This is a genomic window from Streptococcus sp. 959 (assembly GCF_013277075.1).
GTDB lineage: Bacteria > Bacillota > Bacilli > Lactobacillales > Streptococcaceae > Streptococcus > Streptococcus pseudopneumoniae_C.
Genome location: NZ_VMMF01000016.1, coordinates 158187 through 177736 on the forward strand (window position 1 = coordinate 158187; position 19550 = coordinate 177736).

Consider the following 19550-nt stretch of genomic DNA (forward strand, 5'->3'; position numbering starts at 1 on the left):
AGATTCTTATGAAACTATTCAAACCACTCTTAACTGTTTTGGCACTTGCGTTTGCCCTTATCTTTATCACAGCTTGTAGCTCAGGTGGAAATGGTGGTGCATCGTCAGGTAAAACCACTGCCAAGGCTCGCACAATTGATGAAATCAAAAAAAGCGGTGAACTACGAATCGCCGTATTTGGAGACAAGAAACCATTTGGTTACGTTGACAATGACGGTTCTTACCAAGGTTACGATATCGAATTGGGGAACCAACTGGCCCAAGACCTTGGTGTCAAGGTTAAATACGTTTCAGTCGATGCTGCCAACCGCGCTGAATACTTGATTTCAAACAAGGTGGATATTACCCTTGCCAACTTTACAGTAACTGACGAACGCAAGAAACAAGTTGATTTTGCCCTTCCATACATGAAAGTTTCACTTGGAGTCGTATCACCTAAGACTGGTCTCATTACAGACGTCAAACAACTTGAAGGTAAGACCTTGATTGTCACAAAAGGAACGACGGCTGAAACTTATTTTGAGAAAAATCACCCAGAAGTAAAACTCCAAAAATACGACCAATATAGTGACTCTTACCAAGCTCTTCTTGACGGACGTGGAGATGCCTTCTCTACTGACAATACGGAAGTCCTAGCTTGGGCGCTTGAAAATAAAGGATTTGAAGTAGGAATTACTTCCCTCGGTAATCCAGATACCATTGCGGCAGCAGTTCAAAAAGGCAACCAAGAATTGCTAGACTTCATCAATAAAGATATTGAAAAATTAGGTAAGGAAAACTTCTTCCACAAAGTCTATGAAAAAACACTACACCCAACCTACGGTGACGCTGCTAAAGCTGACGACCTAGTTGTTGAGGGTGGAAAAGTTGACTAATACTCAATGAAATCACAAAAAGAAATCAGGTAATCCTAGCGACTACCTGATTTTCTATGTTTTATAATCTATCTAATAAAACTACTATTGGAATTATTGAACAAAATACTTTCACATAGTAAATTATTATCGAGAAATCATCATACTATTTCACTAAGCCCAGCAACTCTTCATAACTAGAAACAACGCCATAAATATATTGATCACTAATCAGACCAGCTTCAATTAATGCTCTAAAATGCACTTTTGCACACTCGATCTTTTCTTTTTCAGATTGTTTCAGCTGAAGACTAGACATCGATCCTTTAGTCTCTGCCACAAAGTAAATATGTTTCACACTTCCTTCACGAAAGGCTATTGCCCAGTCAGGGTTGTAATCACCAAGAGGTGTAGAAATACGAAATTTTCCAGGTAGTTTCACATACACACGAACATCTTCATACTGTTCCAAGGATTCTTTAAACTTACGCTCGATATCTGAATCAACCTTTACATAGTTATAAATACCTTTTTTCGATTCTAGTAAATGCTCATCTGAAAGTTTCGCAGTTTCTGCATTATCATAGAATAAATCCATACCATATTCATCTTCTAAAATATTGTATTGAATATGCTTGATAATTTGAGCTGCTTTTTGTTCATTAATCAACTTCGATACTTTTAAAATAAATTCTTCTGGGTTTTGTTTGAACTTTTCAAACTTATCAACTTGAATCTTACTCAGAATTTCTGCTACTACCTTACGGGTTAGACCCGTAGGATCTGCTACTTCTCCTAACAAATCATACTGAGTTGTAATTTGACTATTTTCGACATATTCCTGAGAACGAGCATTTTCTCCCACATCTAGTTCCAAACCTTCTTTTGTCATTTGAACTGCACTGGCTTGCGTAATATTGTACACTGGTTGGCTAACCACTAGCTTCTCATTAATATAAGCAACAGACTGCTCTATTAGCTCAGTATCATCAAAAGTAACTTGATAAGCTGTTTTACGATTAATCTGATTCCAAAGTGATAAGAACTCTTTTCGGGCGATATTTTCTTTATTTATTTCCTTAGAGAACTGCACTGTTGTATTATTTGCATTTTCGATCTCATATTTTCCAGGTTGGTAAATACTTTCTAGGACTTCAACAACTTGTTTCTCATATCCCGGAAGTGTATCTGATAAGTTCAATTGATTGTTTTCCTTGGCAGTAAAATATTTTTCAGTAAGTTGACCTTTCTTATCAATATAACCCTGAATAATTAAATCATACTGAATGGACTCTGCCTGTTCTCTAGTGATTCTAATCTTTTCCCCTACACCGTTTTGCATTACTTTATTTTCAAATAAGGCAACATCGACTTTTACAGGACGATCAGCTAACAGCTCTTTCAGCTCTGCTTGTAATCCACGCGCAAATTGATCATAGCTTTCATTTGCAATGATAGTCAATTTGTTAATCTCATGGACTTCACTTTTTAAAAGTTCCTTATCTTGACGCACACCATCTTGATCCACTGCTAAACGCATCCCACGACCAATTTCTTGTCGTTTTCGAGTCTCTACTGAAGACTGCTTGAGAGTACAGATTTGGAAAACATTGGGATTATCCCAACCTTCTTTTAAGGCTGAATGCGAGAATAGAAAGCGTACCGGTTCCTCAAAACTCAACAAACGTTCCTTATCTTTCATAATCAAATCATAGGCATCTTTATCGTTTGATGAATTGCTTTTCTTCTCACTGGCAGATTTGTAATCCACAAATACCGTCTTATCTGACTTTTTCACTTTATCGACTGAAAAGTAACCCGCATGGACTGCATTAGCATCAATGTGAGATTCCAAATAACGATAATATTTAGAAGGTTCTTGAGTACGTAAGAACTGTCTAACTTGACTTACATATTCTTCTTCAAAGATTTGAGCATAATCTCCGTTGTAAGGATTATTTTGAGAATCGTATTGCTTATATTTTGCAACCTCGTCAATGAAAAATAGAGAAAGTACTTTGATTCCACGACTATATAGTCTACTTTCCTTCTCTAGGTGGCTCTTAATGGTCTCACGAATTTGGATTCTTCGCATACTAGACTCATCTAATTCACCCATGACCTCTCCAACATATAAGTCCTGCGTTGCACCGACCTGGATTTTATTGTCTCTTGCGTTAAATTGACTCAATGTCATACCTTGATAGGAAGCCAGATTACCAGATTCAGAATATAAATCAAAAAGTTCTTCAACGATTCTTGTTTTACGTTTCACTCCCGACTGAGTTCTTACCTCAAACTCAATCTTAGCCTTTGGAGCTCCTGTTTTTTGAGGAATAATTTCCTGTAAATAGAGATAACCCTGCGTCCCAGTCGTTCCAGCTTGTTCGATAGCCTTCACCTCAATCTTCTTAACCAATTTTTGGTTATAGGCATCCATTGCATCCAGTCGATAAACCATATCATGCTTTTCTTTATGAGTAGCTGAGTAGCGAAGAGTAAAGAGAGGCTTAAAGTCTTTTAGTCGTTCTTTGGTCTGCTTACCTTCAACAGACTGGGGCTCATCAATAATCATGATTGGGTTCATGGCTGCTAATACATCAATTGGGCGACGCCAACGAAAACTTTCCTGCTCTTCATGAATGCGATTCGCAACTTTCCCTTTTGTATTAAAAGCCTGGGAGTTGATGACCATGATTTGAAGATCCGATGAGTTAGCAAAACTATCCAAATCTCCTAAACGTGAAGAATCATAAACAAAATATCTAGGCTGTTTCCCATACTCATCCTGAAAATGAGTTTTCATGATTTCTAAAGACTTAAGAACTCCCTCACGTATGGCGACACTTGGAACAACAATGACAAACTTGAGCCAGCCATAGCGTTTATTTAACTCCATAATGGTACGGATATAGGTATAGGTTTTCCCCGTCCCTGTCTCCATTTCTATAGAGAAATTGTAGGCTGGACGACCTGCAACCATATCGACCGACAAACTGTCAGAAGGTCGTAAACCAAAACGAGTCTGTACGACATGAACATTCCGTCGAATAGCTTCCTGTTCCAATCGGATAGGAGCATTTCGATAAGCATCCAATACCAAATCCACTTCATCTGACTTTTGACGACCTGGATCAGCCATATACCTGATTCCAGTTTGTTTGTCCTGCCCTTGAAATATATCTGCAATTGCACTAACCGCATCCAACTGGAATGGTTGTTTTTTAAATTGTAGTTTCATATTATTTCTTCTTTTTAATTTCATGCTATATCAAGATAAAAGCAAATACCAGATAAAGACTGAAGGAATTAGAATATATTGAAACCAAATGAGAAATTTATTCCAACTAAAATCATGTCTCTTGATAAATTCCTCAATACAGAGAAAGTGACTTATCAGCCAACACTTTTTCTTATCCTCCTCAGTTGTCCCTTCTGTTACTTTATCCATATCAGATTGAGAATTACCTTGATTATATTTTTGCTTCTGATACTTTTTAGCATACTTATGATCATAATCTGAATGATTTTCATTCCCACGTAGGCTAATTTGATATTTGAACATTACCTGTTGGTATTTCTCTTTTTTCTCGTCTTCATTAAGCTTTTTTTGAAAAATAATTGATTTCAACTCAAGTAAAAAATCTTCTAATTCTAGCTGGTGATAATGTAATTTCAGTGCTCTCTCATTATAGTTTAACTTAGCAACAAAATTCTGCACGAGCAGAGAATATATGGAAAACAAAGCTGATAATGCCAATCTTTCTTTATTCTCAGGATTAATTAGCGCATACACTAATAAACCTGTTGAAACTAAACTCATTGCTAAAAAAATCAATTCCCATTTTTCAGCATATTCATAAAGTCTTTTACTCGTATTAATTCTAGCAGCCCTTACAGTATCGATTGAGTTACATTTTAAATTAATTTCATAGTCGATATCTCTATCTTTAAAATCTCGAATTTCGCCCACTCTACACCACCTTCACTTTCGTATTAGGTGATAATTCTTTGAAGATTTCACTTACGTTAATCTTATCTGATGAATTGGCAAATGAGCTATCACGGAAAACGGCACGGAGTGGTTGTGCTTGTGCGATGTGACGGATAACTTCTTCAGAGATTTCATCTTCAAAACAAGCCATGAGTGATCCTTGATCTACGTCATAGACTTCCGCTCCTGCTACTTTCTCCAAATCAATGGCTAGTGACAGTTCCATTCCCCATGTCAGCATAACTTGGAAAAGTAAGTCGAGGCCAGTACGTCCTTCCTTGATATTAGATACACTATCAAAGAGTTCTCCTTGGATAAATTGGTCAGGTCGAGCTGAAACATCTTTGAAGTTAGAAGAATCTAACTTATAGGCTTTGAAGCCAAAATCTTGCTTGCCAACCAACTCTGGATGCTCCTCCTGAATCTTGGCAGCAGCACGACGAATCCGCTCACGTGAAATTTGGTCAATGGTTTCATAACCTGCTTCTTTAGCAGCAGACTTATCAGCTACTTCCTCATCCAACGTACACAGGATAAACTTACGATTTCCACCATCTTCAGCATTCAGTTGCATGACTGCATCAGCTGTAGTACCAGAACCACCGAAGAAATCGAGGATAACAGAATCTTTTTTTGTTGATATTGTTAAAATATGTTTAATCAATCCAGTCGGCTTCGGAGTATCGAACATTTTTATACCAAATAACTCCTGAATTTGTTTTGCAGCGTGTAAATTCTTTTCCAGTTCATCCCAGAAGGAATTTGGCGCGACGCCTTCCTTAACTTTATTTAGATATAATTTGTATCTAGGAAGACTACTATCAAAATTAATTTCTTCACGATTGATCATTTCTTTAATAGTTTCTTTACCAAATCGCCAATTCCCCGTATTAGATCTATACTCTTGTCCCGTTTTAGGATTAACAATAATGAAGTCTGTTGCTACTTAATACCTACCTCCAGCTGTTGGTGCTGTTAGTTTTTCTAATTTATACTTCCCTTTTCCATCCCCATCATCAAGATTATATTGTGCTAATTGTTTCTCACTTCTCGGTAAAAGATTAAAATCAAATTTATCATTTTCACCCTTAGAATATATTGTTACGTACTCATGAAGAGAAGGCAGGTGATCATTATTATCAAAAACCTTTCGTTTCCAAATAGCTTCACCAATATAACTTTCTTCACCAAATATCTCATCACAGATAGCTTTCAGATTAGCTTGTTCATTATCATCAATAGAGATAAAAATAACACCTGAATCCTTGAGGAGATTACGTGCTAGACGGAGACGTGGATACATCATATTGAGCCAGTCTGAGTGGTAACGAGCCGAAGTTTTTTCATTTTTGGTAAGCCCAACGACCTGGCGTCCTTCTTCATCCAAAAGTTCCATCTCTTCCTTCAACTCTTCATCTGTTTTTTGGAACTTATCAGAGTATACAAAGTCTTTTCCAGTATTATAGGGTGGATCGATATAAATCATATCGATTTTTCCTAGATAGGATTCTTGTAAGATTTTCAAGACTTCTAAATTATCCCCAGTAATAAAGATATTTTCACTGTTTTCAAAGTCAACACTTTCATCAAGATCTGGTCTTAAGGTTTTGGTAGTTAGTCGCCCAGCTTCTGCAATAGCTTCACGCTTTCCAACCCAAGTAAACTCATAGGATTCTCGACCATCCACAATTTCCTCTGATAAAAACTGTTTAAGCTTCTCAAAGTCAATCGCAGGACGAAGTCTTCCATTTGCATCTCTTGTTTCGGTTACAACTTCAGGAAAAATTTGAGCAATTTTAGAAATATTGTCTGTAAAAATATCTTTTGAACCTACTTTTAAAAGATCGAGGCTGGTATGTTCCCCTTTGTGTTGTTCTGTAGTCATATTTGCCCTTTCTTATAATGGCTTCTGTTTACTTGCCTATAGTAATCTGTTTGAGAACTACCTAGTAGTCTTTCTTAACTTCCATCTGCTTTCTCATCGATTTTTCTGTATACATTTGTTTCTTAAGACGTTGAGCTTGCTTCTCTAACTTTGAAATAATTGATTTTACAGTATCTTGTTGAAAATCACATAAAAAATTCTAAAGCTTGGTATTTTTATAGGAAACATGTTCATTTGGAATATAATTATCATTGATATCATCAAGAAACTCACTAAATAAGTTGTAAATCATAACATAATAAAGAAACTCTGGAGAATGCTCTTTATGTGCTAAATTAAGAGTTCCTAAGAACTCTTCTGTCACATCACGAAAATATTCATCATTCTATAAAAGACTATCAAACTCATCTAGGTAAGATAAACTTAATGGAGCATGGTAGATATTCCGTGTAGTTTTAAATAAAGAAGCATCATATCCCAAATCTTTTCGATCAAAGTTTTTGAAGCAATCCACAGTGACAGTATCATCACCCGTTTCTATTCGCATACCATTTGGTATCTAATCGATTTCAATATTGATAGATTTAAAACGAGCCTTTTCCCTAATCCACTCTGCACATTCTCTAGCGATTACTTTTTGAGTTAGTTCATTCATCAGCTTCAGTTCATAACGCCCTCCAGAAATAGACTGCTCTCGTTCTTTTTTGGAATCGTTTATTCACGATATCCAACTCTCGTTTCATCAGTCACAAAGGTTAGATTGGTCAAGACAAACTTCAACTCATCAATCATTTTGAGCTCTTCTTTTAGCTGTTAAAGGCAAACATCGAAAAAGTTGCAGCAGCAATCTTAATCTTACTCCCAAGTTTTATTTCTTTAATTAATCTCCTAAACGAATACTACGATTATAAATCTCCACAAAAACCTTCTTTACTTACACTTGTTATTTCGTAAAGTCATTATCAACATAATTCTACCATAAAAGCGAAAAAGAGGCATGGTATTTCTTTCAAACCTCAAAATTTCTATCTTTGCCAATTTTCTTGGTCTTCTTTAAAGCGTTTTAGAAGGTCGAGTCCTTCTGGCGTGATGTAACCTTCTTCTTGCGCTAGGTGGATGAGTTCGCTGTAGTTTGAAAGTGTCACCAATTTCACGCCAGCATCCGCAAAGTTCTTATCTGCCTTTGGCAATTGATAACTGAAAATCGCTACAACTCCAAGCACATCTGCGCCTTCACGTTTAGCAGCAGCTACCGCTTCAAGAACAGAACCGCCAGTTGAAATAAGATCTTCAACCACTACCATTTTTTGACCTTGAGCTACCCGACCTTCGATTTGATTACCAGCTCCGTGGTCTTTTGGTTTGCTACGGATGTAGGCAAATGGCAGATTCATCTTGTCAGCAATGATAGCTCCGTGTGGAATCCCTGCTGTTGCAGTTCCTGCAATCACTTCTACTTCTGGAAATTCTGCTTTAATAGCTTCTACAAAACCATTTTCAATGAGGGTACGAGTTTCTGGATAGGCTAGTGTCACACGGTTATCTGTGTAAATCGGTGACTTGATTCCAGATGCCCAAGTAAAAGGCTCCTCTGGTTTGAGGTAAACTGCTTGAATTTTCAAGAGGTGGCTAGCGATATCTTTAGCAAGTGTCATAGTATTCTCCTTTTATTTTTATAATCTATTTCTTTAATTCCAGTCCTGTGTCCATTCATCCTTGATGGCATGATAGGCTGCAACAGGATCCTCAGCTTGCGTAATGGGACGTCCCACTACGATATAGTCACTACCGATTTGATAAGCATCCGCTGGCGTCATCACACGTTTTTGGTCTCCAACTGCAGCTCCCTGAGGGCGAATCCCCGGTGTTAGACAGATAAAATCCGGATTGGTGGCCTGCTTGATGAGTTGCACTTCCTGAGCCGAGCAAACAACACCATCTAATCCCGCTTCAGCCGTCTTCTTGGCATAATGAATCACAGACTCTTGCAGGCTGGTTTGGATGTTTTGAAACTCCTGCATCTGGGCTTCCGACGTTGAGGTCAGCTGAGTGACGGCAATCAATTTGGCTTGACTCCCAAGTCCTTCACGCGCAGCCTTCATCATCTCTACACCACCAGCCGCATGAACATTGGTCATATCGACACCAAGCTGAGATAGGACCTTCATGGCTGACTTGACTGTATTTGGAATGTCATGTAGCTTGAGGTCCAAAAAGACACTATGCCCCAATGACTTCAAATAACGGACAACTTCTGGACCTTCCGCATAATAAAGCTCCATCCCTACTTTTAAATAAAGACTTTCTTCTGCTGGAAAAAGAGCTAAGAATTCCTTGACTGCCTCAAAACTAGGAAAATCAAGAGCAATGACTGGACGATGTTCTCGCATAGGTTTCTCCTTTTACCTTTGCTAGTGAGAGAGTCTGGCCAACAGAAGACACGAAAAAAGGAACCTGCCAACAGCAAGGTTCCACGAAAAATGGGTAGTCTCCACCCTTTCATCGTCTAACCTTAGCTGCCTCTCTGGACTGCTTTAAAGGTTTTTTACTATTCTATTATTTCTACTAGCACTTGTCAAGTAAAAACTAGTCACTAAAGTACTATGAGAAAAAAGGTAAACCTAGCGACGCGGTGAACGCTGGGGCGTTTGATTTCGATTGCTTTCTTCCTCCAGCTTTTTCTTCTCTTCTTCCAATTTATTCTGCTGTTCTTCTAGCCTTTTCTTCTCTTCGTCTTTCTGTTTCTTCTCAGCTTCTTCGGCCTCTTTTTTAGCTTTTTCTTCTGCCTCCATAATTAATTTATCCGCTACAGTGTAACTGTAAATTCCAGCTTCCATGTCAATCACACTCGGTTCTGACAATTGAGGCTTAATCTTACTGTAGTAAGGTAATTTCTTGCTCATTTCAGACAGGGGAACCAAGACTTCATCTGTATCATACATGGTCAATCGAATTAAATCGGAAGTCACCTTGCTTGGGGCTAGCTCCACCTTTTGGATAGCAGCCTTGAGTTCTGGGCTAATTTGAGAAAGTTCTGAGACAAAAGCCTTGATTTGTTCACTATCATTAAAGAGAACTGACAAATAAGTTTCTGGTAGACTGACCAAGCTCACAGCACTGGTCTCAAGCTGACCACTGGAAAGAATAGGATAATGATTTTCACCAGAAACATAGTAGGCAACAATATCATATTCCTTGACCTTGATAGTAAACTTGGTTGGAAATTGATAGACAAGTTGAGCTGATTCAACCCAATAGTTAGACTTGATCTGCTCTTCATATTTTGTCTTGTCTAGCAGAAGGTTAATCGTATAATCCGAATCCTGAATGCCTGAAGCCTGTCGAATATCATCAGCTGTAGTTTGCACCGTTCCCTCAACACGGATATCCTTCATAGTCGCATAAGGACTGAGTAAGTAAACAGAGACAATCAATAAAAGCAGACTTGGAAATAAAATCGTTAAGGCTCGTAAGATATGGAGGCCAGGAATCTTTGCTTTGGCTGGTTTTTCTTTTGTAGCCTTTTTAGCAAGCTTTTTATCCTGTTCCTCGCCCTCTTTAGCCCCTGATTCTTCTATCTCTTCTTCCTCTTTATCTCCCTCTGAGGATGCTACTTTTTCTTCAGACTCTTCCATGGCTGATTCTGAGTCTTCTGGGTCAGCTTCACTCTCCTTGTCCTCTGACTTCTCAGATTCTTCTCCCATTCGAGCTTGTCTTTCCTTTTTCTTCTCCTCAGCTAGGGCCGCCTCTTCTTCAGCCTTCTTTTTTAGATATTCTTGGTTTCGTTTCTGCCATTCTGATAACTCTTTCAATTCTTCGAGGATTTCTTTGCCCTCATTTTTCTTATCTTTTGACATTTACTTTCCTTATGATAAATCGTTTTTCAATAGTTGATAAAAATCTGCTAGAGATTTCAATTCCTTAGAAGCCTTCATCTTAGCTTGGTAGTCTTCCTTGTGGCTTAGTAAGTGAGACAGCTTCTCTTCCAAACTATCCAAGGTCAAATCGCTTTCTTGAAGCTCTTCTGCATAGCCTTTCTTAACAAAGTAGGCTGCGTTTTCAATCTGGTCTCCACGACTAGCTTCACGACCAAGCGGCACAATAACATGTAATTTTGCCATGGCCAAGAGCTCAAAAATCGTATTGGCGCCACCTCTTGTCACAACAATATCAGCCAATTCCATCAAGGGTTGATAGAGATTGGTCACATAGTCAACACGAAAAAGATTTTGGCTCAACTCGTTCAGGCTAGAATCTCCAGTTAGATTGATAATATTGTAGCGCTCTGTCAGTTCTTTCTTATGGTCTGTCACCAATTGGTTAAAGACACGAGCGCCTGCTGAACCACCGACAAACAATACAGTTGGCAATTGGGGATTAAAGTGGGTTTGAATATCCACCAATTCATCGGGTTCTGGATTTTTTTGATCTGAAACCTTGGTCACTGCTCCCACATGCTCAACCTTAGACAAACTTGAAGCTTGTTCAAAGGTTGAATACATCTTAGTCGCAAATTTATAGGCGATTTTATTGGCCAAGCCCATAGACAGGTCAGATTCGTGAATAAAGACAGGCACTCCTGACACACGCGCTGCGATAACAGGCGGCACAGAGACAAAACCTCCCTTTGAAAAAAGGGCCTGTGGACGAAGTCGCAACATGATAAAGAGAGATTGGACAATCCCCCAGCCAACTTTAAAGACGTCCATCATATTTTGCCAAGAGAAATAGCGACGCAATTTTCCAGTCGCAATGGAATGAAAGGTGACATCCAAACCTGACTTGAGGATTTCTTGGTGTTCAATACCACGCTTGTCCCCGATATAGTGGACTTCCCAGCCATCTTCGATAAACTTGGGCATTAACAAAAGATTGAGGGTCACGTGTCCAACCGTCCCCCCACCTGTAAAGACAATTTTTTTCATACTTATTCCTTTAACTCCGCTACTGTGTCGATAAAGAGGTCGCCACGTACTTCAAAGTTAGCATACATATCCCAGCTAGCATTGGCAGGACTGAGAAGGACTACATCTCCTTGAGTCGCAAGCTCGTAGGCCTTGCGGGTCGCATCTGCAATATCAGTCGCATTCACATAAGCTACACCAGCCTTATCCGCTGCCCGTTTGACACGTTCTGCAGACTGACCAAGGATGACCATCTTCTTGAGTCCAGTAATATCTGGAACCAATTCGTCAAACTCATTGCCACGATCCAAACCACCTGCAATCAAGACGACCTTGCTGTTGTCAAATCCTGACAAGGCTTTTTGAGTAGCCAAGATATTGGTTGATTTACTATCATTATAGAACTTAACACCTTTGATTTCATCCACAAATTGGAGACGGTGTTTGACACCACCAAAGGCTGAAAGAGTTTCCTTAATGGTTTGGTTATCCACACCACGAAGCTTGGCTACAGCAATCGTTGCAAGGGCATTTTCCACATTGTGGCTACCTGGAACTCCGATTTCGCTAGCTGCCATGACCACTTCTCCACGGAAGTAGAGCTGACCATCTTCTAGATAAGCTCCAGCAAGCTTTTCCTGTGTTGAAAATGGAACAACAGTAGCCTGTGTTTGGGTAGCCAATTCTTTTGCCAAGTCTTGGTTAAAGTTTAAGACAAGGAAATCAGCTGCTGTCATCTTGTTCTGGATATTCCACTTAGCTGCTACATATTCCTCAAAAGAACCGTGGTAGTCGATATGAGTTGGCATGAGATTGGTAATAACAGCAATCTCAGGATGGAATTCTTGCACACCCATGAGTTGGAAGGAAGAAAGTTCCATGACAAGCGTGTCCTTGTCTGTCGCAGTTTGAGCAACCTGACTGGCAGGATAGCCGATATTTCCTGATAAAAGACCATGTTGCCCAGCAGCAGTCAAAACTTCCCCAATCATAGTCGTTGTGGTTGTTTTTCCATTTGAACCTGTGATACCGATAATGGGCGCTTCTGAAATCAAGTAAGCCAATTCCACCTCAGTCAAGACTGGAATTCCCTTGGCCAAAGCCTTTTCAATCATAGGATTGCTGTAGGGAATGCCTGGATTTTTCACCATAAGGGCAAACTCTTCATCCAAAAGTTCCAAAGGATGGCCACCTGTGATAACCTTGATCCCTTCTTCCAGCAAACTTTGCGCAGCTGGATTGTCTTCGAAAGGCTTCCCATCATTTACCGTCACAATGGCACCTAGCTTATCCAACAAACGAGCTGCAGATTCACCAGACTTGGCCAAACCTAAAACAAGGACTTTCTTATTTCTAAATTGATCTATTACTTTCATGTCTCAAACTCCATTTCTACTCCTACTATTTTACCATTTTTATGGAAATAATTCTAAATGAAAATGCTCAGATTAGGCATTCTAACAAGCAAAAAGAGAGCCGAAACTCTCTTTTATCTTCTTTTACTTTTATGGACCGACATGAGGGTAATATCTCGCAAGCTAAAGTATGCTAGGAAGAGCATGGCGATTGCGATAAAGAATTCTGTCGGTAGCTGAAAGATTTGCAGGACAGACAGCATCAGCAAAATCAAAAGTGCTACGAAAGCAAAGACGACAAGGACGATATTGACTGTCCCTTTAATGCTTTGTGGTGTCGCAAATACATAGAGTAGTAATAAGAGGATTCCTATGATTAAATAAACCATCTTTATCTCTTTCTAGCTCTTATTCAGCTGATTTTTTCTTCTTATTAGCTTTCTCACGCTCTGCCTTGTTAAGGATTTGTTTACGCAAACGGATAGACTCAGGCGTTACTTCCATGTACTCATCGTCGTTCAAGAACTCAAGAGATTCTTCAAGTGTCAAGATACGAGGCGTCTTGATTACAGCTGTTTGGTCCTTAGTAGCTGAACGAACGTTGGTCATTTGTTTTGCCTTAGTGATGTTAACTGTCAAGTCATTTTCACGAGAGTTTTCACCGATGATCATTCCTTCGTAAACTTCAGTACCTGGGTTGACAAAGATTGTACCACGTTCTTCGATAGACATGATTGAGTAAGTTGTAGCCTTACCAGCATCGATAGAAACAAGGGCACCACGGTGACGACCACCAATTTCACCTGGAATCAATGGCAAGTATTGGTCGAAGGTATGGTTCATAATACCGTAACCACGAGTCATTGACAAGAACTCAGTTGAGTACCCAATCAAACCACGCGCTGGAACAAGAAAGACCAAACGAGTTTGACCATTACCAGTTGAAATCATATCCAACATTTCACCTTTACGTTCAGAAAGGCTTTGGATAACAGATCCTTGGTATTCTTCTGGAGTATCGATTTGAACACGTTCAAATGGTTCACATTTAACACCGTCGATTTCTTTTACGATAACTTCTGGACGAGATACTTGAAGTTCATAACCTTCACGACGCATTGTTTCGATAAGGATTGACAAGTGCAATTCTCCACGACCTGAAACTGTCCATTTATCTGGTGAATCAGTTGGGTCAACACGAAGGGAAACGTCTGTTTGCAATTCGGCCTGCAAACGTTCTTCCACCTTACGAGAAGTTACCCATTTACCTTCTTTACCAGCAAATGGTGAGTTGTTAACCAAGAAAGTCATTTGAAGAGTTGGCTCATCGATATGTAGGATTGGAAGAGCTTCGATTGCGTCTGTCGGAGTAATGGTTTCCCCGACAAAGATGTCTTCCATACCTGAAACAGCAATCAAGTCACCAGCTTTAGCTTCTTGGATTTCACGACGTTCCAAACCAAAGAAACCGAAGAGTTTTGTAACACGGAAGTTTTTAGTTGTGCCATCAAGTTTAGAAAGGGTAACTTGGTCCCCAACCTTAACTGTACCACGGAAGACACGACCGATACCAATACGTCCAACGAAGTCATTGTAGTCCAAAAGTGATACTTGGAACTGCAAAGGCTCATCTGAGTTATCTACTGGAGCTGGGATGTGGTCAATAATCGTGTCAAAGATTGGTGCCATAGTCGCTTCTTGGTCAGCTGGATCATCTGACAACGAAGAAGTTCCGTTAATAGCTGAAGCATACACCACTGGGAAGTCAAGCTGGTCATCATCTGCACCAAGCTCGATGAAAAGTTCCAATACTTCGTCCACTACTTCTGCTGGGCGAGCTGATGGTTTGTCGATTTTGTTAACAACCACGATTGGCACAAGGTCTTGTTCCAAGGCTTTTTTCAATACGAAACGAGTCTGTGGCATTGTTCCTTCGTAGGCATCTACGACCAAGACAACACCGTCAACCATTTTCATGATACGCTCAACTTCTCCACCGAAGTCCGCGTGTCCTGGTGTGTCCATGATGTTAATACGAGTTCCGTTATAGGCAACGGCAGTATTTTTAGCAAGGATGGTGATTCCACGCTCTTTTTCAATATCGTTTGAGTCCATAGCACGCTCTGCCAATTCAGTACGTGCATCAAGTGTTTCTGATTGTTTCAATAATTCGTCAACGAGGGTTGTTTTCCCGTGGTCAACGTGGGCGATAATCGCAATGTTACGGATATCTTCTCTTAATTTTGTCATGATTTCCTCTATAATATTCAAAATTTATTTTCTAACTGAACGATTATACCATAATTTCAAGTAAATAACATAATTCAAGCAAGTGTAAATGTTTTCACTCTGCTTTTCTTTTCACGTCAAGCCTTTTCAAAGCAAGCGACTTATGATAAGATAGGCACAGTATGCGTTTAGATAATTTATTAGCCCAAGAAAAAATCAGTCGAAAGACTATGAAGCAAGCACTCTTCAAAGGGGAAATTCTCGTCGATGGTTGCCCAGCCCGCTCCCTAGCTCAGAATATCGATACAGGACTACAAAAACTCCTTTTTCAAGGCCGAATCATTCAAGGCTATGAGCACACCTATCTTATGCTTCATAAGCCTGCTGGTGTCGTGACAGCCAACAAAGACAAGGAACTTCCAACTGTCATGGACCTGCTTCCATCTGACATCCAGTCTGACAAGCTCTATGCTGTTGGCCGACTGGACCGAGATACGACTGGGCTCCTCCTCTTGACCGACAACGGCCCTTTGGGCTTTCAACTCCTCCATCCCCAATATCATGTCGATAAGACCTACCAAGTTGAGGTTAATGGACTCCTGACACCTGACCATATTCAAGCCTTTCAAAAGGGAATTGTCTTTTTAGATGGCACTATCTGTAAACCTGCAAGGCTAGAAATTCTATCTGCAAGTCCTTCTCTCAGTCAAGCCTCTATCAGCATTTCAGAAGGAAAATTTCATCAAGTTAAGAAAATGTTCCTCTCGGTTGGTGTCAAAGTGACCTCCCTTAAACGTACCCATTTTGGCCCTTGGAGTTTGGATGATCATCTTCAAGAGGGAGACTACCGCCCCCTTAACTCAGAAGAGTTGGCAAGCATTCGTGAATTTCTCAGAAAAAGTGGTTAAAAAATGAGCTCGGAAAATATCCAAGCTCGTTTTCTTATTTCTCAACTTTGACTTTACCTTTCCAAGAATCCAAACCATAAGAAAGGATATAAATCTCAGAAAAGCCTTGTTTTTTCAAGTAAAGGGCTGCATTTGTGACCCGTTGCGCACGTTGGTTTTCGTAAAGAAGGATAGATTTATCTTTACGAAGGGCTGCAAGACTAGTTTTCAACTGACTTGAAGGAATATTGCGAGCTCCAAGGATATGCTTTCTGTGGAATTCTGCTGGGTCGCGCAAATCAATCAATTGACCCGTACGAATCAAGGCTTCAAACTCTTCATTGTCTACAATTTTAGCCGCACGACGAATACGAAGATAGTTAAAGCCCATCCACGCCAACATTGCTAGTATAAGTGCCCACAAAATCCAAGTAACCATTAGTTCTTTTCTCCATTTTTCTCAATATAATCCAATTCTACCTTGTGCTCTCTGCGAAGAACTGCTTCTGCCTCTAGATAGTCTAATTTATCCATCAACCCTGCATCGTAAATCCGAGAGAGTTCCAACTTCATCAGTTCAATATCATATAAGCGTTTTCCCATGTAAACAATAATACCAAATCGTTTGAGGAATTGCTGCACATCATAGAATGTTTTCATAAGACCCATTCTAGCAAAATTTTGTGTTTTTTTCAAGAAGAGACTCACACAATGCCCCTGATTTTCCTATCTTCTTTGGCGATTCTGACGCAAGTGTGGTACAATAAAAACATGAGAATTCAACAATTACACTATATTATCAAAATCGTCGAAACTGGCTCCATGAATGAAGCAGCCAAGCAACTCTTTATCACTCAGCCTAGTCTTTCCAATGCTGTGAGAGATTTGGAAAATGAAATGGGCATTGAGATCTTTATCCGCAATCCCAAGGGAATCACCTTGACCCGTGATGGGATGGAGTTTCTCTCTTACGCCCGTCAGGTTGTCGAGCAGACCCAGCTTCTAGAGGAACGCTATAAAAACCCTGTCGCCCACCGCGAACTCTTTAGCGTTTCGTCTCAACACTATGCCTTTGTGGTCAATGCCTTTGTCTCTCTGCTCAAGAAAAGCGATATGGAGAAATACGAGCTCTTCCTTCGTGAAACTCGTACTTGGGAGATTATCGACGACGTCAAGAACTTCCGTAGTGAGGTCGGTGTCCTCTTCTTAAACAGCTACAACCGTGATGTTTTAACCAAAATGCTGGATGACAACCACCTGCTGGCTCACCATCTCTTTACCGCCCAGCCCCATATCTTTGTCAGCAAGACCAATCCTCTGGCAAAGAAAGACAAGGTAAAACTGTCTGACTTGGAAAATTTCCCTTACCTTAGTTATGACCAAGGGACACACAACTCCTTCTACTTTTCAGAGGAAATTCTTTCTCAAGAACACCACAAAAAATCTATCGTGGTCAGTGACCGTGCTACCCTCTTTAATCTCTTGATTGGTTTAGATGGTTACACCATTGCGACAGGGATTTTGAACAGCAACCTCAACGGAGACAATATCGTTTCTATCCCACTGGATATTGATGACCCAATTGAGCTGGTCTATATCCAGCATGAGAAAACCAGCCTATCTAAGATGGGCGAACGCTTTATTGACTATCTACTAGAAGAAGTCCAATTTGATAGTTGAGAAAGGATAAGAACCAATATGTAGGCTAGCAATAACCTACACATTGGTTCTTTTTATTTATAATTAAAGATTCCCCCTGCCAACTTATCAGCTAGCTTGGGAAAGAGAGTATAAAACTTATGGGCTAGGTTCAACAAAATCGGGAGATTGAGTTCTCGTTTGTTTTTCCCTATAATCTTAACAATCTTTTTAGCCACTACATCTGCTTCTAGTAGGAAACGGTCAACCGATTTGAGATAGGTTCCATCTGGGTCCGCTTGGTCAAAAAATCCTGTACGGATAGGTCCTGGATTGACTGTTGTCACATAGACTCCATATGGCATAAGTTCGAGGCGCAGAGCATTTGAAAAACCAATGGCTGCAAACTTAGTGGCTGAGTAGAGACTAGACTTGCCAGTAGCAATCAAACCTGCCATGCTAACAATATTGATAATATGGCCTTTTCGACTTTCCTTCATTCGAGCCGCAAGGCGACGAGACAGATTCATTAGGGCAAAGGTATTGACCTCAAACATCTGGTGAATATCTTGGTCAGAAATCTGGTCAAATTCTTCAAAAATCCCGTAACCAGCATTGTTAATTAAGACATCAATCTTGCCATAGCGGAGATAGAGGTCTGTTACCAGAGTTTCTAAGGCTGAGTCATCGGTAATATCGATTTCAATCAATTCTGCATGGGGATGGTTTCCGTAGAGTTGGACTAATTTTTCCTTATTTCTACCAAGCAAGATGAGTTGGTCATTTGGCAAGAGTTTGACCATTTCTTGGGCTAGACCACCGCTAGCTCCTGTAATAAGAATAGTAGGCATACTTATCCTTTCCCAATCTTTTAGATTTCCACTTCTTCCAAGTCTTTGACCACATGGACATTTTCAAAAACACTAGCAGCGTCTTTTTTGAGCTTGCTGATATCCTTTGAGAGGAAACGGGCACTGATATGGTTGAGCAAGAGGCGTTTAGCACCTGCTTCTACTGCGACCTGCGCTGCCTGCATGTTGGTTGAGTGACCATGGTTACGAGCAATCTTTTCATCACCCTTGCCATAAGTAGATTCATGGACAAGGACATCAGCATTGACAGCTAGACGCACACTGGCATCCGTTTTTCGAGTGTCTCCTAAAATAGTGATAATTTTACCTGGACGGGGAGCTGAGATATAGTCTGTTGCCTTGATTTCAGTACCGTCTTCAAGAACAACGTCCTGACCGTTTTTGATTTTCCCAAAAAGCGGGCCAAATGGGACACCAGCAGACTTGAGTTTTTCAGCATCTAGCGTTCCTTCTAGGTCCTTTTGCATGACACGATAACCAACACAAAAAATAGTGTGGTCCAACTCTTCCGCATACACCGTGAATTTATCTGTTTCAAGAATTTTCCCTAGAGAATCTTGGTCAAATTCATGGAAATGAATCTTATAGGGCAGGCGTGAACCTGACACTCGTAGACTGGTCAATACAAAAGACTTGATACCTTGCGGGCCGTAGATTTCCAAATCTGTCTGCTCTTCATTGGCTTGAAAGGCACGACTAGAGAGAAATCCTGGCAAACCAAAGATATGGTCTCCGTGCAAGTGTGTGATAAAGATTTTGCTGACCTTCCGTGGTCGAATCGTAGTTTCCAGAATGCGATTTTGCGTTCCTTCTCCACAGTCAAAGAGCCAAACTTCGTTAATTTCATCCAAAAGTTTCAGGGCAAGACTTGAAACGTTGCGGGCTTTAGAGGGCTGACCAGCCCCTGTTCCTAAAAATTGAATATCCATTCG

At 40.1% G+C, this 19550-nt stretch carries 16 protein-coding genes and 1 pseudogene; 3 read left to right on the forward strand and 14 right to left on the reverse strand.

The features are described 5' to 3' along the window. Positions 1-8 precede the first annotated feature (8 nt). A complete protein-coding gene (locus tag HT717_RS05895) occupies positions 9-875 on the forward strand; it encodes a cysteine ABC transporter substrate-binding protein (protein WP_173304683.1) in 867 nt (288 codons plus the stop codon). A 145-nt stretch (positions 876-1020) separates the two neighbouring features. Here HT717_RS05895 and HT717_RS05900 read toward each other — a convergent pair whose 3' ends face one another. From HT717_RS05900 to typA, 10 genes and pseudogenes are all read right to left on the reverse strand, one after another. Further along, a complete protein-coding gene (locus tag HT717_RS05900; RefSeq protein ID WP_173304685.1) occupies positions 1021-4095 on the reverse strand; it encodes a DEAD/DEAH box helicase family protein in 3075 nt (1024 codons plus the stop codon). A gap of 30 nt (positions 4096-4125) precedes the next feature. Next, positions 4126-4827 (reverse strand): SLATT domain-containing protein, encoded by a 702-nt coding sequence (locus HT717_RS05905; RefSeq protein ID WP_173304687.1) that lies wholly within the window; start codon positions 4825-4827, stop codon positions 4126-4128. 1 nt (position 4828) lies between these two features. Then, positions 4829-6535, reverse strand: a pseudogene (locus HT717_RS05910) (site-specific DNA-methyltransferase). A 1223-nt stretch (positions 6536-7758) separates the two neighbouring features. Beyond that, positions 7759-8388, reverse strand: a complete 630-nt coding sequence (pyrE, locus tag HT717_RS05915) for an orotate phosphoribosyltransferase (protein WP_173304689.1) — start codon at positions 8386-8388, stop codon at positions 7759-7761. Positions 8389-8421: 33 nt separating this feature from the next. Continuing rightward, complete coding sequence (gene pyrF, locus HT717_RS05920; protein WP_173304691.1) at positions 8422-9123, reverse strand: orotidine-5'-phosphate decarboxylase; 702 nt, start codon at positions 9121-9123, stop codon at positions 8422-8424. Positions 9124-9354: 231 nt separating this feature from the next. Further along, the gene (locus HT717_RS05925; RefSeq protein WP_173304693.1) at positions 9355-10590 is read right to left on the reverse strand and encodes a cell division protein FtsQ/DivIB; all 1236 of its coding nucleotides are present in this window, start codon (positions 10588-10590) and stop codon (positions 9355-9357) included. Positions 10591-10599: 9 nt separating this feature from the next. After that, positions 10600-11658 carry a UDP-N-acetylglucosamine--N-acetylmuramyl-(pentapeptide) pyrophosphoryl-undecaprenol N-acetylglucosamine transferase gene (locus HT717_RS05930; protein ID WP_140833128.1) on the reverse strand — a complete coding sequence of 353 codons (1059 nt, stop codon included), beginning with the start codon at positions 11656-11658 and terminating at the stop codon, positions 10600-10602. A 2-nt stretch (positions 11659-11660) separates the two neighbouring features. Beyond that, entirely contained in the window at positions 11661-13013 is a 1353-nt protein-coding gene (gene murD, locus HT717_RS05935; protein WP_173278176.1) for a UDP-N-acetylmuramoyl-L-alanine--D-glutamate ligase, read from the reverse strand. A gap of 113 nt (positions 13014-13126) precedes the next feature. Further along, on the reverse strand, positions 13127-13381 hold the full coding sequence (locus tag HT717_RS05940; protein WP_061759174.1) for a DUF3165 family protein: 255 nt from the start codon (positions 13379-13381) through the stop codon (positions 13127-13129). A 19-nt stretch (positions 13382-13400) separates the two neighbouring features. Next, entirely contained in the window at positions 13401-15242 is a 1842-nt protein-coding gene (gene typA / locus HT717_RS05945) for a translational GTPase TypA (protein WP_000164108.1), read from the reverse strand. Positions 15243-15403: 161 nt separating this feature from the next. Between typA and HT717_RS05950 the strand changes: the two genes are divergently transcribed. Beyond that, positions 15404-16129, forward strand: a complete 726-nt coding sequence (locus HT717_RS05950) for a pseudouridine synthase (protein ID WP_140833126.1) — start codon at positions 15404-15406, stop codon at positions 16127-16129. Between the two features lie 34 nt (positions 16130-16163). Here the strand turns inward: HT717_RS05950 and HT717_RS05955 are convergent, their stop codons facing one another. Next, positions 16164-16547 carry a rhodanese-like domain-containing protein gene (locus HT717_RS05955; RefSeq protein ID WP_140833124.1) on the reverse strand — a complete coding sequence of 128 codons (384 nt, stop codon included), beginning with the start codon at positions 16545-16547 and terminating at the stop codon, positions 16164-16166. Then, a complete protein-coding gene (locus HT717_RS05960) occupies positions 16547-16816 on the reverse strand; it encodes a YqgQ family protein (RefSeq protein ID WP_000051783.1) in 270 nt (89 codons plus the stop codon). Before HT717_RS05960 ends, HT717_RS05955 begins: the two co-directional genes overlap by 1 nt. Before the next feature lie 63 nt (positions 16817-16879). Between HT717_RS05960 and HT717_RS05965 the strand changes: the two genes are divergently transcribed. After that, positions 16880-17788, forward strand: a complete 909-nt coding sequence (locus tag HT717_RS05965) for a LysR family transcriptional regulator (RefSeq protein ID WP_001222592.1) — start codon at positions 16880-16882, stop codon at positions 17786-17788. 53 nt (positions 17789-17841) lie between these two features. On the opposite strand, the gene HT717_RS05970 is transcribed toward HT717_RS05965, so the two are convergent. Then, a complete protein-coding gene (locus HT717_RS05970; protein WP_140833122.1) occupies positions 17842-18597 on the reverse strand; it encodes an SDR family oxidoreductase in 756 nt (251 codons plus the stop codon). 20 nt (positions 18598-18617) lie between these two features. After that, positions 18618-19547, reverse strand: coding sequence for a ribonuclease Z (gene rnz, locus HT717_RS05975; protein ID WP_140833120.1), 930 nt, complete (start codon positions 19545-19547; stop codon positions 18618-18620). Positions 19548-19550 lie beyond the last annotated feature (3 nt).

Excerpts from the sequence above, each read along its gene's own strand:
- HT717_RS05900 (WP_173304685.1), bottom strand. The coding sequence starts at position 4,095 with ATGAAACTACAATTTAAAAAACAACCATTCCAGTTGGATGCGGTTAGT.
- rnz (WP_140833120.1), bottom strand. The coding sequence starts at position 19,547 with ATGGATATTCAATTTTTAGGAACAGGGGCTGGTCAGCCCTCTAAAGCC.
- pyrE (WP_173304689.1), bottom strand. The coding sequence starts at position 8,388 with ATGACACTTGCTAAAGATATCGCTAGCCACCTCTTGAAAATTCAAGCA.
- HT717_RS05965 (WP_001222592.1), top strand. The coding sequence starts at position 16,880 with ATGAGAATTCAACAATTACACTATATTATCAAAATCGTCGAAACTGGC.
- HT717_RS05950 (WP_140833126.1), top strand. The coding sequence starts at position 15,404 with ATGCGTTTAGATAATTTATTAGCCCAAGAAAAAATCAGTCGAAAGACT.
- murD (WP_173278176.1), bottom strand. The coding sequence starts at position 13,013 with ATGAAAGTAATAGATCAATTTAGAAATAAGAAAGTCCTTGTTTTAGGT.
- HT717_RS05925 (WP_173304693.1), bottom strand. The coding sequence starts at position 10,590 with ATGTCAAAAGATAAGAAAAATGAGGGCAAAGAAATCCTCGAAGAATTG.
- pyrF (WP_173304691.1), bottom strand. The coding sequence starts at position 9,123 with ATGCGAGAACATCGTCCAGTCATTGCTCTTGATTTTCCTAGTTTTGAG.
- HT717_RS05955 (WP_140833124.1), bottom strand. The coding sequence starts at position 16,547 with ATGGTTACTTGGATTTTGTGGGCACTTATACTAGCAATGTTGGCGTGG.
- typA (WP_000164108.1), bottom strand. The coding sequence starts at position 15,242 with ATGACAAAATTAAGAGAAGATATCCGTAACATTGCGATTATCGCCCAC.
- HT717_RS05970 (WP_140833122.1), bottom strand. The coding sequence starts at position 18,597 with ATGCCTACTATTCTTATTACAGGAGCTAGCGGTGGTCTAGCCCAAGAA.
- HT717_RS05930 (WP_140833128.1), bottom strand. The coding sequence starts at position 11,658 with ATGAAAAAAATTGTCTTTACAGGTGGGGGGACGGTTGGACACGTGACC.
- HT717_RS05940 (WP_061759174.1), bottom strand. The coding sequence starts at position 13,381 with ATGGTTTATTTAATCATAGGAATCCTCTTATTACTACTCTATGTATTT.
- HT717_RS05895 (WP_173304683.1), top strand. The coding sequence starts at position 9 with ATGAAACTATTCAAACCACTCTTAACTGTTTTGGCACTTGCGTTTGCC.